This is a genomic window from Streptomyces sp. NPDC050439 (genome assembly GCF_040655335.1).
Taxonomy (GTDB): Bacteria; Actinomycetota; Actinomycetes; order Streptomycetales; family Streptomycetaceae; genus Streptomyces.
Genome location: NZ_JBFAJT010000006.1, coordinates 285,895 through 301,368, shown reverse-complemented (window position 1 = coordinate 301,368; position 15,474 = coordinate 285,895). Strand labels below are relative to the sequence as shown.

Sequence of the window (15,474 nt, the reverse complement as noted above, 5' to 3'; positions counted from 1 at the left end):
GCGTCGACTCACCCTTCTCATGCGAATGGGCCAGCCCTGGTGGGCTGGCCCATTCGTGTTTCACGTGAAACAACGCGTCGCCTGATGGCGTCGCTCGTTACTCGGCGATGAAGTCCGCGAGGTCGCGCTCCAGGGCCGCCTTCGGCTTGGCGCCGACGATCGTCTTGGCCACCTCGCCACCCTGGTACACGTTCAGGGTCGGGATGGACATGACGCCGTACCTGGCCGCGATGCCCGGGTTCTCGTCGATGTTGAGCTTGACGATCTCGATCTTGTCGCCGTGCTCGGCCGCGATCGCCTCGAGGGACGGCGCGATCTGGCGGCACGGTCCGCACCAAGCGGCCCAGAAGTCCACCAGGACGGGCTTGTCGTTCTTCAGGACGTCTTCCTCGAAGGAGGCGTCAGTCACGTTCTTCAGAGTGCCGGCCACGGCGGGCTCCTTAACTCGGTGATGCGGTGGGGAGGATGGGATGTCAGACGGCGGCGGCGGCCGTCTCGCTGTCCACGAGGGCAGCGAGGAACCGCTCGGAGTCCAGGGCGGCGGAGCAGCCGGTGCCGGCCGCTGTGATCGCCTGGCGGTACGTGTGGTCGACGACGTCGCCGGCGCCGAAGACGCCGGGCACGTTCGTCCGGGTCGAGGGGGCGTCCACCTTCAGGTAGCCCTCGTCGTCCAGGGTGAGCTGGCCCTTGAAGAGCTCTGTGCGCGGGTCGTGGCCGATCGCGATGAAGAGGCCGGTCACGGGCAGCTCGGAGGTCTCACCCGTCTTCAGGTTGCGCAGCGTCAGACCGGAGAGCTTCTGCTCGCCCTTGATCTCGGCGACCTCGCTGTCCCAGACGAAGCTGATCTTCGGGTCGGCCATCGCGCGCTCCTGCATCGCCTTGGACGCACGCAGGCTGTCGCGACGGTGCACGATCGTCACGGACTTGGCGAAGCGCGAGAGGAAGGTGGCCTCCTCCATCGCGGTGTCGCCGCCGCCGATCACGGCGATGTCCTGGTCCTTGAAGAAGAAGCCGTCGCAGGTCGCGCACCAGGAGACGCCACGGCCGGAGAGCGCGTCCTCGTTCGGCAGACCGAGCTTGCGGTGCTGGGAGCCCGTCGTGACAATGACGGTCTTCGCGCGGTGCACGGTGCCCGCCGTGTCCGTCACGGTCTTGATCTCACCGGTGAGGTCGACGGAGATGACGTCGTCCGGCACCAGCTCGGCGCCGAAGCGCTCGGCCTGGGCCCGCATGTTGTCCATGAGCTCGGGGCCCATGACGCCGTCCTGGAAGCCGGGGAAGTTCTCCACCTCGGTGGTGTTCATCAGCGCACCGCCTGCGGTGACGGCGCCCTCGAACACCAGGGGCTTCAGCGACGCTCGCGCGGTGTAGAGCGCCGCCGTGTAGCCGGCGGGCCCGGAGCCGATGATGATCACGTTACGGACGTCGGTCACGGCTTGATTCCTCGTCTCTGGAGACTGCTGCGTACTGCTGGTGGGTGCCTGTATCAGGTCTCTCATCCCACCCAACGGATCCTACGGGGCATGCATTCCCGACGTGTCCGAGCGCACGGAAGCATGTCAGGGGACGCCAGGATGCCACGCTGAGCCGAGTCTCCCGCCGCAGCGGCCAGAAGGTCAGGGCCGCGCGTAGGAGTTGGTCAGCAGCACCTTGCCCGCAGCGGAGGCCGACGACGCCTTGTCGACGCACGACGCGTCGACCACGTACGCGGAGACCTTCGCCGTGTCGGAGTCATGGGACGCCACGACGAGGTAGGCGTCCTTCCCCTTGTAGGTGCCCTTCTCGGCAGCCAGCGGTGCCTTGTCGCCGATGCCGAGCTGGATGCACGACGGGACGGTGACCGTGGACTCGCGCATCTTCTTCTGTTCCTTCGGGGACTCCGGGCTGGACCGCACGTCGAAGGACGGCTTGTCGCTGCCCGACTCGGGGCTCGTGGTGGGCGCCTTGGCGAGCAGGTCCGTCACCTGGCCCTTGAGCTTGTCCTCGGAGAAGGCATGTGCGGAATCGCTGTGCCCCGAAGCAGTCTCGCCCGAACCGTCAGAGTCACTGCCCACGTTCTGCAGCAACAAGGAGCCCAGGCCGATGGCGGCCGCCGTGAAAACGGCACCGAGTACTACGTTGCGCCGACGGCCGCTCCGCAAGCGGCTGCGTCGTCCAGGCCCAGTCGCAGCGCGGGAGTGACCCGCGGGACGGTTGGCGGGCTCGCCGCGTTGCACGGAAGGGGGCGATGTTTCACGTGAAACACGTGCGGCAGCCGTCGGCTCCGGTGCTGGATCCGGATCGATCGCTTCGACGGATCCGGGTGCGACGGAGTCAAGGAGCGCTTCGGCCGCCAGCGCGGCGTCGATCCGTCCTGCGACATCGGCCGGCATCCGTGGCGGCCCCGGCAGAGTGCCGAGAATCCCCCGGATCTCCTCCAAGGAGTCGTAGACATCGGCGCAGAGCTCGCAGTCGTCCAGGTGCTGCCGGACATCGACGGTGCGGGACGGAGGCAGCAGCCCCTCCGTGAGGTCGGAGATCTCGGCGACTTCTGGGTGCCCGGCCGAATCGGTCGTGGTTGTCACGCTCGCCCACCTCCGCCCTTCACAGCAGCTGAATCGCTTGGTCCCGCGTCCCGTGGTCCCGCTGCAGGTGGGACGGATGTCCCCTGCGTCCGGTTCCTTCCCGGGCCAGTCTTCTTTCCTTCCTCGTCGTCCTCGCCGCCGTCTCCGCTCTGCTTACGGGGTTCCGTGCGCAGGTGGGTGAGCAGCGGCAGCAGTCTGGCTCTGCCGCGAGCGCAGCGGCTCTTCACGGTGCCGGTGGGTACCTCGAGCACGCTGGCGGCCTCGGCCACCGGGTAGCCATGCATGTCCACGAGGACGAGGGCGGCGCGCTGGTCGTGCGGCAGGGTGCCCAGAGCTTCGATGACCTCGCGGTGGAGATCGCCGCGCTCGACGGGTGCTTCGGCCGACTCGTGCGGTTCGAGGAGCTGCTCGAGCCGTTCGGTGTCGTCGATGGGGGAGGTCTTACGGGAAGCAGCCTTGCGGGCCCGGTCGAGGCAGGCGTTCACGGTGATCCGGTGCAGCCACGTGGTGACGGCCGACTGCCCGCGGAACGTGTGGGCGGCGCGGTAGGCGGACACCAGGGCGTCCTGGACGGCGTCAGCAGCTTCCTCGCGGTCGCCCAGTGTGCGCAGGGCCACTGCCCACAGACGGTCGCGATGGCGCCGGACAAGCTCGCCGAAGGCGTCCTTGTCCCCCGCCACGTGGCGGGCCAGGAGGTCCTTGTCGCTCATCTCGCCGTGCGTGGTGTCGTCCACCGTCGAACCCCCTCCCCCGATGAGCTTCGGTCAGCCCGTGAACTTCACGTCCGTGATGGCCTGCTTGTACCCGGCGCCGCTGAACTCGTCACGTGGTGACTGCGGTACGTCGGTGAGCCAGACCAGTACGTACCGCGTGGCGACCGGCTTCTTCGCCTTGATCTTCGCGGTCTGTCCGGTGGTCGTGACGGTCCCGATCTTCTTCATGGAGCTCGGGGGCGTGGAGGAGGACATCGAGTTCGCGGCGTACAGCTCGACCGTCGTGTGGTCGCCGCCGTAGCGGAGCCCGAGCGACGCGGCCGATACGTCCTCTTCCTTGCCGAGGTCGTAGACGATACCGACGCCGGGCTTGTACGGGGCCAGCTTCGGGCCCTCTATGAAGCTCTTGGAGCGCCAGTACGTAGAGGCGTCGCCGTCGTACGTGTTGGGGACGCCCGCGAGATCCTGCGGTCCGCCCTTGAGCACGTACTCCTCGCCGTTCACGATCTTGATCGGATGCGCGGTCTTCGGCTCGCTCTTGTCGCCCTCGTCTGACGTGTCGGCGCTGCCCGGGTCCTCGGAGTTCCCTCGGTCCATCAACGCGTCCGCGAGCTGCCAGCTGCCGAGACCAAGAGCCGCGATGAGCAGTGCGGACACGGCCCACTTGAGGGCCTTGCCGGTACGGCTCTGCAGCGGGGGTGGCGGGGTGGGGACGGCCTGGGTGACACCGGGGCGGGGCGTGGTGCGGCCGTAGGTGCCCTGCTGGTAGGTCGTTCGCTGGTACTCGGGCGGTGCGGTGAAGGCGGGCTCCGGCGGGCGGATGCGCGGCATCTCACCGATCGCCTTCACCAGCTCCTCGGGGGTCGTGCACGGGGGCTCCTGGCGGGAGGCCGTCGCACCCTCGTTGACGAGCGCGCGCATGGCGAGCTCGGAGAGGCCCCTGTGCACGCCTGCGCGCACCTGGTCGGGAGCGATGAGGCCGACGCCCTTGGGGAGCCCGGAGAGGCCGTACGCGTCGTCCTCGTACGGCCAGCGCTGGGTCAGCGAGGCGTACAGGAGCGCACCGACCGCTTCAGTGTCCGTGCGCTGCGGGGTGTCCGAGCTGATGCCGCGCAGCGCCGCGTTCACGGCGAGGCCGCGGATGCGGTACTGGCCGGAGGACGTCCGCAGCACCGCGCTCGGGGTCAGCCGCAGGTGGGCGAGCCCTTCGCGGTGAGCGGCCGCCATGGCTTGGGCGACCTGGCTGACGAGTTGATACGCGTCGTGCGCCTCAAGAGGGCCCGCGGCGAGCAGCGCGGTCAGCTCCGTGGCGTCCGGCAGCCACTCGTGAACCACGTAGACGAGGTCGTTCTCCTCGACGGCGTCCAGGACATGGACGAATCGAGGATCGCCGAGCAACGCCGACGAACGGGCCGCGGCGAGCACTGATCGTGCGCGCGGATGGTCGGCGGGCAGCAGGTGCACGCCGACAGCCCGGCGGAGCTTCTCGTCCACCGCACGCCAGCTGCTGAAACCGTCCAGACGGGTGACGCATTCTTCGAGTCGGTAGCGTCTGGCGAGCTTGTGGCCACTGTGCAGCTCGGGGGGTGATGCCGCCCCCGCGCCCATGGGCTCATCAATCTCCGCTGCGCCTTCTTCTGCCGTTTCCCGCTCCCGGGTCTGGGCCACCCCGTCGGCCGTGGCCTCGTCCGCCTTCGCGGTCAGCGGCTCATCGCCGCTGTTGTCTGCCACGTCGACGGCAGCCGTGCTCCGTTCCGCCACCGTCGTTCCTGCCTCCCCATCCATCGCGCTTCGTCAGACGCCAAAGCCAATTGTGCCCACAGTCCGGCGCTATGCACGACACGCGGTGGCCGGTGATGGTTGTGCGAACCCCTGTATCTCACCGTCCGAGACGGCCGCGCACCATCCCGACCATCGAATTGAGCTCCGCAATCCGCATCTTTCGGGCGGCCACGAAGAAGACACCACCGAGAATGACTCCACCGACCACCAGAGCGATCAGCGAACCCCCCGCACCGTCGCCCAGAGTTTTGAGGATTCCGTAACCCGCGGCGCCGCCGAGAAGGGCCGCGGGGATGCACGCCATGGCGAGCCGGGCGTACGTACGCAGGACTTGGGTGCCGTCCAGATCGCCGCCGAGGCGGTTGCGCAGCCTGCGCCAGGCGACACCGACGCCGACCGCGTAAGCGAGGCCGTACGAGGCGGCCATGCCGACCACGGCCCACTCCGCGGGCAGGAGGACGTAGGCCAGGACGCTCGCCGCCGCGTTGACGGCAGCCACGATGACCGTGTTGTAGAAGGGCGTCCGGGTGTCCTCGTAGGCGTAGAAGCCGCGCAGGACGACGTACTGCACCGAGTACGGGATCAGCCCCAGGCCGAACGCCATCAGGACGAAGCCCATGGACTGGGCGGCCTGGCTGCCGCTGGAGGCGAAGAGCAGGGTGCACATCGGGACGCCAAGGGCGACGAACGAGAAGGCGACCGGGACGATCGCCACCGCGGAGGTGCGCAGCCCCTGCGAGATGTCGTCGCGCACCGCGCCGGCGTCGTTGTCGTGGGCCGACCGCGAGATGCGGGGCAGCATGGCCGCCATGACGGAGACGGTGATGATGGCCTGCGGCATGCCCCAGATCAGCTGGGCGTTGGAGTAGGCCATGATGCCCGAGCCGTCCTTGCCGGAGGCCTTGCCCGCGGCGGTGGCCAGCTGGGTGACGACGAGCACGCCGGCCTGGTTGGCGAGGACGAAGAGCACCGTCCACTTGGCGAGCTTGACCGCCTTGCCGAGGCCGTGGCCCTTCCAGTCGAAGCGCGGCCGGAACCGGAAACCCGTCTCGCGCAGGTACGGGATCATCGCCAGTGCCTGGACCGCGAGGCCGAGCAGAGTGCCGATGCCGAGGAGACGTACGCCGTCCGCCGGGATCGTATGCACGTCCATGCCGGAGTCGCCGGATGTCCCGTAGACCCAGATGAACAGGCCGAACGTGAAGATCATGACGATGTTGTTGAGGACCGGGGTCCACATCATCGCGCCGAACTTGCCGCGGGCGTTGAGGATCTGCCCCATCACCACGTGCACGCCCATGAAGAAGATGGTGGGCAGGCAGTAGCGGGCGAAGGTGACAGCGACGTTGTTGGCCGCCTCGTCGTTCGCGATGGGGGTCGACATCAGCTTGACCAGCAGTGGCGCCGCGAAGACGGCCAGGGCGACGATGAGGCCGAGGGCGACCATGACAAGGGTCAGCAGACGGTTGGCGTAGGCCTCGCCGCCGTCCTTGTCGTCCTTCATGGCGCGCACCAGCTGCGGCACGAACACCGAGTTGAGGCCGCCGCCGACGGACAGGATGTAGATCATCGTCGGCAGCGTGTACGCGACCGTCCAGGCGTCACCGAGTGTCGCGGCGCCGAGAGCCGCGGTGATCACCATGGTGCGCACGAAGCCGGTGAGGCGGGAGACCATCGTGCCCGCGGCCATCACCGCGCTCGACTTCAGCAGGCTCGAGGCCCGTCCGCCGCCGCCCGACTTCGGGGCCGGTGCGGGGGCCGGGGGAGCTGCCGGTGCCGGGACCATCGGGGGCTCGGCAGGCTGGTAGCCGCCCTGCTGCTGATAGCCGTCGCCCTGGGGATAGCCAGGACTCTGCGGGTAGCCGTTGCCCTGGGGGTAGCCGTTGCTCTGGGGGTAGCCGTCCTGTTGGTAGCCGCCGGACTGCTCGCGGTAGCCGCCGGGCTGCTGGTCCCGGAAGAGATGGGCGAAGGCGTCCGGCTCGTGGCGTTCCTCGCCGGCCTGGGTGACCAGGTCGTCGACGCCCACGAACTGCGTCGTTCGGGCGTCGTCGCCGTACGGGAGGTGCCGGGTCGGACCTTCGGGTTCGGGAGCCGGGGTCTGCGCCCATACGCGAGGATCCGGGGCGTGCTGAGGGGAGGGCGGCTGGGCGTAGAGCGGCTGAGGGTCCTGGTAATAGCCGGGCGGCGGCGGGGGGTGCGCGGCGCGGTCGTACAGCGCCTCGGTCACCGGGTCCTGGGCGGCGAGGTCCTGTGCCCGGTAGGGGTCCTGGTCGTAGGCATCCTGGAGGTACACGTCCGGCGCAGGCTGGGGTGGCACCTGCCCGTCCTCCGGAGGACCGGAACCGCCCGCGCCCTGGCCACGGTCACCGTCGTACGGCGCGTTCATGGATTACCCCACCTCATCGTCCCCGGGCCCACCGGCCACGACATCGCTCAACGGTCCACTCTCTCACCCGTGTCCGACGGGTCGGTGCTTTCCGGAGCGGTGTCCGGTGTCGGGTCACTCGGCTGCTCGGGGTCGTCCTCCCCGGGCTCTGTGCCGGACTCGCCGTCCGGTCCGTCTTCCGGCCCGTCCTCCGGGCCCTCCTCCGCCTGCTTGCGGGCGGCCCGCTTGCGCTGGGTGTACATCCGGAATCCGGCGAGGACGAGGAGCAGTACGCCGCCCGCGATGACCAGCATCACCGTGAGGGTGATCTCGGTGACGTTCACATCGAACTGGACCCTCTTGCCGTACGGCTGCCCGTCCTCGGTGTAGAGCTGGGCGTAGACCGGGACCGGGCCGTTGGCGTTGGCCGTGGTGGTGAACTTCACCGACTGGGCGTGCCCGCCCGAGATCTTGACCGGCTGTTCGTAGTAGGACTTGCCACCGATCTTCAGACGGGTGGGATTCTCCGACGTCAGGCGCAGAACCATGTGGTCGACGCCCTGGACCAGGTTGTTCTGCACAGTCACGGGGATCGTCGCGCTGCGGCCCGAGAGCTTCGCGTCGGACTTGTCGATCAGCGCCACTTGCTCGACGAGCGTGGTCAGGTATTCCGCCACGCCCTGGCGGAATGTGGCTGCCTCGGCGGCCCTGCCCCGCCAGGACGTCGACATCTCGCGGTCTATGGCCCGCCCGAAGGGCGTGATGACGCGGTCGGGCTCGGTGAGGATCGTCTGGAAACGGTTGAGCTTGTTCTGGGTGCCCTGGATCGACGTGAAGGCCGACTTCGGCAGCTCCTGCTTGCGCAGCGCCGCCGGGTAGGACCTGGCCGACGGAACCTGGGTCGTGGCCGCCGGGTCCGGCTTCGCCTTGGCCGCAGCCGAGAGATCCTGCGGCTCGGACCAGCGCTCTTCCGAGAGAGCGGTCAGGGCCTTGGCCATCGACTGGGCCTGGCTGGCGGACGGCATGCGCTGCGGGGCCACCACGATGCTCCGCTGCTTGTCCGGATCCTGCAGCGTGACCATCAGGCTCTGGGCGAGGAACTGCTGCACGGCGAGCGTGGAGTCCTCGGCCCCCGTCATGTCGCCCTGGAAGGCCGTGGAGAGGCGTGCGTCGGCCACCACGGCCGTCGTGCCGCCGCCGATGGGCCGGGCGGCGTTGGGCGTGTACGGCAGCGCGTTGCCCTCACGCAGGCTGTCGCTCCGGGCGATCACCGTGTGGGCGCCCGCCGAGGTGGAGACGTCGACGATCGACGGGTCGAGAGCGCCGTCCACGGGCCACGCGAAGTCCGACTGCGGCTTGACGTGGAGGATGGAATCCACGGCCATCGCCCCCGCGTCGGTGGCGTCCTTCAGCTGGCCCAGGGAGCCGGTGACGGTCCTGCCGTTATGGGCGAGCGAAGCCAGGTCGGGATCGGCGAAGGGCAGCGCGACGACCTTCTTGTTCTTTACGGTCTGCTCGAGCTTGTTCAGCCAGTCCTTGGCGAGCGCCTGGTTCTTGCCCGCCGTGGTGCCCTTGCCGTCGGCGGTCTGCACCCGGTAGTTCCGCGTCATGTGGTCGACCGAGGCCAGCAGGTCGGGGTCGACGACCCAGGTCACGTCGAGCTGGCGGCCCAGGGACAGCATCTGTTCCAGGCGACCGCCCGGAGCGAGCTCCTTGGCCAGGTCGTCGTCCGTGAAGACGGGAGTCTGCTGCTCGTCCGAGCCGGTCTCCGCCGTGAGGTGCGAGGTGGAGATGAGCGGCCACAGGTAGGTCGTCTTGGTCTTGGTGTCGGCGGCGCCCGACTGCCACGGCAGGAAGGTCCGCTCGAAGCCGAGTACCTGGGTCCACGGCTGGGCTGAGGTCCGGCCGGTGAGTGAGACGCCCAGCTGGTAGACGCCGTCGGCGCCGAGGTCCAGGGCCTTGACCGGGACGGAGATGCTGAAGTCCTGGCGGATGCCGGGGGCGAGCTTGGAGAACTTCTTGACGTATTTGCCGCCCACCTCGGTGCCGTCGGCTCCCGGCCGGTAGCCGGTGCGCTTGGCGGCGGAGTCGATCTGGCTCCGGCCGTTCAGGACCGGCCCCAGGCGCAGCCCGACCTCGGCTCCTGTCACCGGCTGCTTGCTGTCGTTGGTGACGGTGCCGGAGATCGTGAGCGTGTCGCCGTCCGTCGGCGCGGTGGGTGTGAGTTTGTTCAGGGAGACGTCGACGGTGCTCGAACCGGTGGCGTCTGCCGGCGCGCTCGGCGTCGCGGCGTGCGCGGTCGGCCCGGCCGACAGCTGCAGCATGCCGGCCAGCAATGGGGCCCCAGCCAGCAACGCTGCCGTACGCCGCAGCCACCGGCGGGCAGGTGAGGGACTGGTCCCCGGGAAGTCTGCCGCCTCGGCCACGCGTTGCCCGTCCTCGTCGTCGTCAGTGGTCGTCGGTTGTGCGTCCACGCATGGTAACGAGGTGCGCTGTGACGAAGTGCCGCGGACTGCTCCACATGATCGGAAGACCTGGCCGGAGAGGGGCGCGCGGCCCTGGAGGCCCCGCCGAAAACGGGGCGGCTGGGGGCGTCCGGGGCACGTACCCTTTTCTGTTGTGCCGAACGCCAATGAAGAAAATCCCAGCGCACTGAGCCAGGTGCAGCGCCGCGCGGTCAGTGAACTGCTGCGGGTGTCCCCTGTCGCGGACGACCTTGCCCGCCGTTTCCAGGAGGCCGGGTTCTCTCTCGCCCTGGTCGGCGGATCGGTCAGAGACGCGCTCCTTGGCCGACTCGGCAATGACCTGGACTTCACGACAGATGCCCGCCCCGAGGACGTATTGAAGATCGTCAGGCCGTGGGCGGATTCGGTCTGGGAGGTCGGGATCGCCTTCGGCACGGTCGGGAGCCAGAAGGACGGCTACCAGATCGAAGTCACGACATATCGGTCCGAGGCCTACGACAGGACCTCGCGCAAGCCCGAGGTGTCGTACGGCGACTCCATCGAGGAAGACCTCGTGCGTCGCGACTTCACCGTCAACGCGATGGCCGTCGCTCTCCCGGAGAAGGAGTTCATCGACCCGCACGGAGGCCTTGAGGACCTGGCGGAGCGCGCCCTGCGTACCCCTGGCACCCCGGAGGACTCCTTCTCCGACGACCCGCTGCGGATGATGCGGGCCGCCCGGTTCGCCGCGCAGCTCGACTTCGAGGTGGCTCCGGAGGTCGTCGCCGCGATGAAGGCGATGGCCGATCGCATCGACATCGTCTCCGCAGAGCGTGTGCGTGACGAATTGAACAAACTGATCCTCTCGCCGTACCCGGCGAAGGGACTGGCTCTACTTGTCGACACAGGCATCGCCGACCGCGTGCTGCCGGAGCTTCCGGCGCTGCGTCTGGAGAGTGACGAGCACCACCGTCACAAGGACGTCTACGACCACTCGCTGATCGTCCTGGAGCAGGCGATGGCGCTGGAGGAGGACGGTCCGGACCTCACGCTGCGGATCGCGGCGCTGCTGCACGACATCGGGAAGCCGCGGACGCGGCGCTTCGAGGACGACGGCCGCGTCTCCTTCCACCACCACGAGGTGGTGGGCGCCAAGATGACCAAGAAGCGGATGACGGAGCTCAAGTACTCCAACGAGCTCGTGAAGGACGTCTCGCGCCTGGTGGAGCTGCACCTGCGCTTCCACGGTTACGGGACGGGCGAGTGGACGGACTCCGCCGTGCGCCGCTACGTACGCGACGCGGGCCCTCTCCTCGACCGGCTGCACAAGCTGACCCGGTCCGACTGCACGACGCGCAACAAGCGAAAGGCCAATGCGCTGTCGCGCGCGTACGACGGCCTGGAGGAGCGCATCGCGCGGCTCCAGGAGCAGGAGGAGCTGGACTCAATCCGCCCCGACCTCGACGGCAACGAGATCATGGAGATCCTGGACGTACGGCCGGGCCCGGCGATCGGCCAGGCCTACAAGTTCCTGCTGGAGCTGCGCCTGGAGAACGGTCCGATGGAGCGCGACGCGGCGGTCGCGGCGCTCAAGGAGTGGTGGGCCGCGCAGGAGTGAGACCGAGCGAGGCGCGTTGTTTCACGTGAAACAACGCGCCCGATCCGGACATGCGAAGAGGGCACTGTTTCACGTGAAACAGTGCCCTCTTCGCATGTGCCGCTACTTGTTCTTCAGGCAAAGCACCACGTCGTGGCCGCTGCCGGTCTGGTAGTAGGAGACCTCGGTCCCCTTGACCGCTTCGCACTTGCTGACGCTGCTGGTGTTGTCGAACTTCTCGATGACCTCGAACTCGGCGTCGCTCGAGGAGCAGTCGGTGTTCTTGAGGTCCGGCGCGGACTGCGTGCCCTTGTTGTGCAGGCAGTCACCGACAGCCGTCGTCTCGGCGTCGCTCTGGCCGAAGTACCACTTGCCGGCGGCGATGAGGACGGCGACGACTATGAAGCCGCCGATGCGCAGCATGAGCTTCTTGCCGCGGCCCCCACTCGGAGCGGCCGGAGGAGGGACCGGCGCCCCCTGGTTGTACGGCGGGTAGGGCTGCGGCGCGGTGGGCTGGCCGGGCTGGCCCGGCTGCCCGGGGTGCGGCTGCACGCCCTGGCCGTACGGATTCTGGCCCTGGGGCGGAGTAGTCACTTTGGGGGTCCCCCTCGAACGAAAGCGCGATGGCGCGGATACGACGTCCGTAAGTTATCGGGAGGCAGGGACATCTCTGAAGTCCAGAGGTGCTCTGTGTCACTGATGTGACACTTACTGCGCGCCAAACCTGGCCATAGCGGCAGCAATCGCTGCGTAGATAACGGCCACCGTGACCACCAGGGGAACCGATCGGCCGTCAGGCGGCAGCATCAGTGCGGCCACTCCGGCCGCGGCGACGAAAGCGACGTTGAACAGGACGTCGTAGACCGAGAAGATCCGGCCACGGAATCTGTCGTCCACCGACGACTGAACCACCGTGTCCGTGGCGATCTTCGCGCCCTGCGTCGTCAGCCCCAGCAGGAACGCGGCAATGAGCAGCGGGGCCGGGGTGAAGGGGAGGGCGAGCGCCGGTTCCAGGACCGCCGCGGCGCCCGCGCAGGTGACGATCCAACCGGCGGCCGTCAGGCGGCTCACCGCCCAGGGAGTCAGCACGGCCGCAGCGAAGAAGCCCGCCCCCGAAACCCCCACGGCGAGCCCGAGCAGGGCAAGGCCGTCGGACTCCGAGGACGACCAGGCGTACCGGCAGAGCATCAGGACCATGACCGACAGGGCGCCGTAACAGAACCGCATGAACGTCATCGCCAGCAGCGCACGAGCGGCCGGGCGCCTCTGCGACAGATGCCTCACCCCGGCCACCAGATCCCGCGCCGTACCGGAGAGCGCCACGACGAGGCGAGGCTGCACCACCTCCGGGTCCGGGCCCAGCAGTTCGCGCGCCATCCGGAGTGAGGCGAGTGCCGCGCACAGATACAGGGCGGCCCCGAGTAGGACGACCGCCGCGTCCGAGTCGAAGCCCACCAGGCGCACGACGAACGCGAGACCACCGCCCACGGTGGCGGCCAGCGTCCCCGCGGTCGGCGAGAGGGAATTGGCCATCACCAGGCGCTCGGCGTCGACCACACGCGGCAGTGCCGCGGAGAGCCCGGCGAGGACGAAACGGTTCACGGCCGTGACACAGAGCGCGGAGGCGAAGAACAGCCAGTCCGGCACACCGCTCAGCATCAGCACCGCGGTCAGCGAGGCGAGAGCGGTCCGCAGCAGGTTGCCGTACAGAAAAACCTGACGGCGTGGCCAGCGGTCGAGGAGCACGCCGGCGAAGGGGCCGATCAGTGAGTACGGAAGGAGCAGCACCGCCATCGCGGAGGCGATCGCTCCCGGCGAGGTCTGCTTCTCCGGCGAGAAGACGACATACGTGGCGAGGGCCACCTGATAGACGCCGTCCGCGCCCTGGGAGAGCAGCCGCACGGCGAGCAACCGCCGGAAGTCCCGCAGGCGCAGCAGTACGCGCAGGTCACCGACGACAGCCATGATCCCCAGCCTCACATACGAGGAGGGTCCCCGGGCGGATTGCCCGGGGACCCTCAACAGCCGTTCAAGGGGCGAGCTTTAGCGCTCGACCTCGCCCTTGATGAACTTCTCGACGTTCTCGTAGGCCTCGTCGTCGAAGTACTGCACCGGCGGGGACTTCATGAAGTACGAGGACGCGGAGAGGATCGGGCCGCCGATGCCGCGGTCCTTGGCGATCTTCGCGGCGCGCAGGGCGTCGATGATGACACCGGCCGAGTTCGGGGAGTCCCAGACCTCGAGCTTGTACTCCAGGTTCAGCGGGACGTCACCGAAGGCACGGCCCTCGAGGCGGACGTACGCCCACTTGCGGTCGTCGAGCCACGCCACGTAGTCCGAGGGGCCGATGTGGACGTTGTTCTCGCCCAGCTCACGGTCACGGATCTGCGAGGTGACGGCCTGCGTCTTCGAGATCTTCTTGGACTCGAGGCGGTCGCGCTCCAACATGTTCTTGAAGTCCATGTTGCCGCCGACGTTGAGCTGCATGGTGCGCTCGAGACGGACACCGCGGTCCTCGAACAGCTTCGCCATCACGCGGTGCGTGATGGTGGCGCCGACCTGGGACTTGATGTCGTCGCCGACGATCGGGACGCCCGCCTCGGTGAACTTGTCGGCCCACTCCTTGGTGCCGGCGATGAAGACCGGGAGGGCGTTGACGAAGGCGACCTTGGCGTCGATGGCGCACTGCGCGTAGAACTTCGCGGCGTCCTCGGAACCCACCGGCAGGTAGCAGACGAGAACGTCGACCTGCTTGTCCTTGAGGATCTGGACGACGTCGACGGGGGTCTCGGTGGACTCCTCGATGGTCTGGCGGTAGTACTTGCCCAGGCCGTCGTGGGTGTGGCCGCGCTGGACGGTGACGCCCGCGCTCGGCACGTCGCAGATCTTGATGGTGTTGTTCTCGCTGGCGCCGATGGCGTCCGAGAGGTCGAGCCCGACCTTCTTGGCGTCGACGTCAAACGCGGCGACGAACTCGACATCGCCGACGTGGTACTCGCCGAACTGGACGTGCATCAGGCCCGGGACCTTGGCGTCCGGGTCTGCGTCCTTGTAGTACTCGACGCCCTGGACCAGCGAGGCGGCGCAGTTGCCCACGCCGACGATGGCTACGCGAACCGAACCCATTCCGGTTGCTCCCTGTGTGATCTGTGTATTCCGGATGAGACCCCGCGGACCGCGGGACCTCACTTGGCGGTGTCATCGGACGGATCCGGCGGCGGGTTCGTGTCCCGCCGCCGGGGCAGGCCGCCCGACTCCCCAGATGTGCTGTCGTGCTGAGCGGAGTCGTCCGGGGCGGACCGTTGCTGGTCCCGCCCCGCGCGCTCGCTCTCGATGAGCTCGTTCAGCCAGCGCACTTCGCGCTCCACGGACTCCATTCCGTGCCGCTGCAGCTCAAGCGTGTAGTCGTCCAGGCGCTCCCGGGTACGGGCCAGGGAGGCGCGCATCTTCTCCAGACGTTCCTCGAGGCGGCTGCGCCGCCCCTCGAGCACCCGCATGCGCACGTCCCGCGAGGTCTGCCCGAAGAAGGCGAAGCGGGCGGCGAAGTGTTCGTCCTCGTACGCGTCGGGGCCGGTCTGGGAGAGCAGCTCCTCGAAGTGCTCCTTACCTTCCGCCGTCAGCCGATAGACGATCTTGGCGCGACGCCCGGAGAGAGGCGCCGTAAGGGCCTCCTCGGGGGTGCCACCCGTTTCCTCGATCAACCAGCCGTTGGCGACCAGCGTCTTGAGGCAGGGGTAGAGCGTCCCGTAGCTGAAGGCGCGGAACACTCCAAGCGAAGTATTGAGCCGTTTACGCAGCTCATAGCCGTGCATCGGGGACTCGCGCAGCAGGCCGAGGACGGCGAACTCGAGGATGCCGGAGCGTCTGCTCATCTTCGCCTCCTGCCTGCCAGCGTCTGTCGACACGGTCTTTATGCCGAGCTGATGTATCGACTCGATACATCGAGACGATAGAACGGCCCGCCTGTTGAGACAAGAGGGGAATCGGTGAACGGCGTCACATCACCGAT

At 68.4% G+C, this 15,474-nt stretch carries 12 protein-coding genes; 1 reads left to right on the top strand and 11 read right to left on the bottom strand.

The features are described 5' to 3' along the window. Positions 1-97: 97 nt before the first annotated feature. The 7 genes from trxA to AB0I66_RS25855 form a co-directional block, all read right to left on the bottom strand. The gene (gene trxA / locus AB0I66_RS25885) at positions 98-430 is read right to left on the bottom strand and encodes a thioredoxin (protein WP_363210328.1); all 333 of its coding nucleotides are present in this window, start codon (positions 428-430) and stop codon (positions 98-100) included. Positions 431-473: 43 nt separating this feature from the next. After that, positions 474-1,433 (bottom strand): thioredoxin-disulfide reductase, encoded by a 960-nt coding sequence (trxB, locus tag AB0I66_RS25880; RefSeq protein ID WP_363210327.1) that lies wholly within the window; start codon positions 1,431-1,433, stop codon positions 474-476. Positions 1,434-1,616: 183 nt separating this feature from the next. After that, a complete protein-coding gene (locus AB0I66_RS25875; protein ID WP_363210326.1) occupies positions 1,617-2,564 on the bottom strand; it encodes a hypothetical protein in 948 nt (315 codons plus the stop codon). Continuing rightward, entirely contained in the window at positions 2,561-3,298 is a 738-nt protein-coding gene (gene sigM / locus AB0I66_RS25870; protein ID WP_363210325.1) for an RNA polymerase sigma factor SigM, read from the bottom strand. The genes AB0I66_RS25875 and sigM overlap by 4 nt, the downstream gene beginning before the upstream one ends. 30 nt (positions 3,299-3,328) lie before the next feature. After that, positions 3,329-5,038, bottom strand: a complete 1,710-nt coding sequence (locus tag AB0I66_RS25865) for a protein kinase family protein (RefSeq protein WP_363210324.1) — start codon at positions 5,036-5,038, stop codon at positions 3,329-3,331. Between the two features lie 118 nt (positions 5,039-5,156). After that, on the bottom strand, positions 5,157-7,445 hold the full coding sequence (gene murJ, locus AB0I66_RS25860) for a murein biosynthesis integral membrane protein MurJ (RefSeq protein ID WP_363210323.1): 2,289 nt from the start codon (positions 7,443-7,445) through the stop codon (positions 5,157-5,159). Positions 7,446-7,492: 47 nt separating this feature from the next. After that, positions 7,493-9,850, bottom strand: coding sequence for a DUF6049 family protein (locus AB0I66_RS25855; RefSeq protein ID WP_363210669.1), 2,358 nt, complete (start codon positions 9,848-9,850; stop codon positions 7,493-7,495). A gap of 193 nt (positions 9,851-10,043) precedes the next feature. Here AB0I66_RS25855 and AB0I66_RS25850 point away from each other — a divergent pair, with 193 nt between their 5' ends. Next, entirely contained in the window at positions 10,044-11,486 is a 1,443-nt protein-coding gene (locus AB0I66_RS25850) for a CCA tRNA nucleotidyltransferase (RefSeq protein WP_363210322.1), read from the top strand. A gap of 102 nt (positions 11,487-11,588) precedes the next feature. On the opposite strand, the gene AB0I66_RS25845 is transcribed toward AB0I66_RS25850, so the two are convergent. The 4 genes from AB0I66_RS25845 to AB0I66_RS25830 form a co-directional block, all read right to left on the bottom strand. Continuing rightward, the gene (locus tag AB0I66_RS25845) at positions 11,589-12,059 is read right to left on the bottom strand and encodes a hypothetical protein (protein WP_363210321.1); all 471 of its coding nucleotides are present in this window, start codon (positions 12,057-12,059) and stop codon (positions 11,589-11,591) included. Between the two features lie 114 nt (positions 12,060-12,173). Continuing rightward, a complete protein-coding gene (locus AB0I66_RS25840; RefSeq protein WP_363210320.1) occupies positions 12,174-13,430 on the bottom strand; it encodes an MFS transporter in 1,257 nt (418 codons plus the stop codon). A 78-nt stretch (positions 13,431-13,508) separates the two neighbouring features. Further along, positions 13,509-14,591: an inositol-3-phosphate synthase gene (locus tag AB0I66_RS25835; RefSeq protein WP_363210319.1), complete on the bottom strand. Its 1,083-nt coding sequence runs from the start codon at positions 14,589-14,591 to the stop codon at positions 13,509-13,511. 59 nt (positions 14,592-14,650) lie between these two features. After that, entirely contained in the window at positions 14,651-15,337 is a 687-nt protein-coding gene (locus AB0I66_RS25830; RefSeq protein WP_363210318.1) for a helix-turn-helix transcriptional regulator, read from the bottom strand. Positions 15,338-15,474 lie beyond the last annotated feature (137 nt).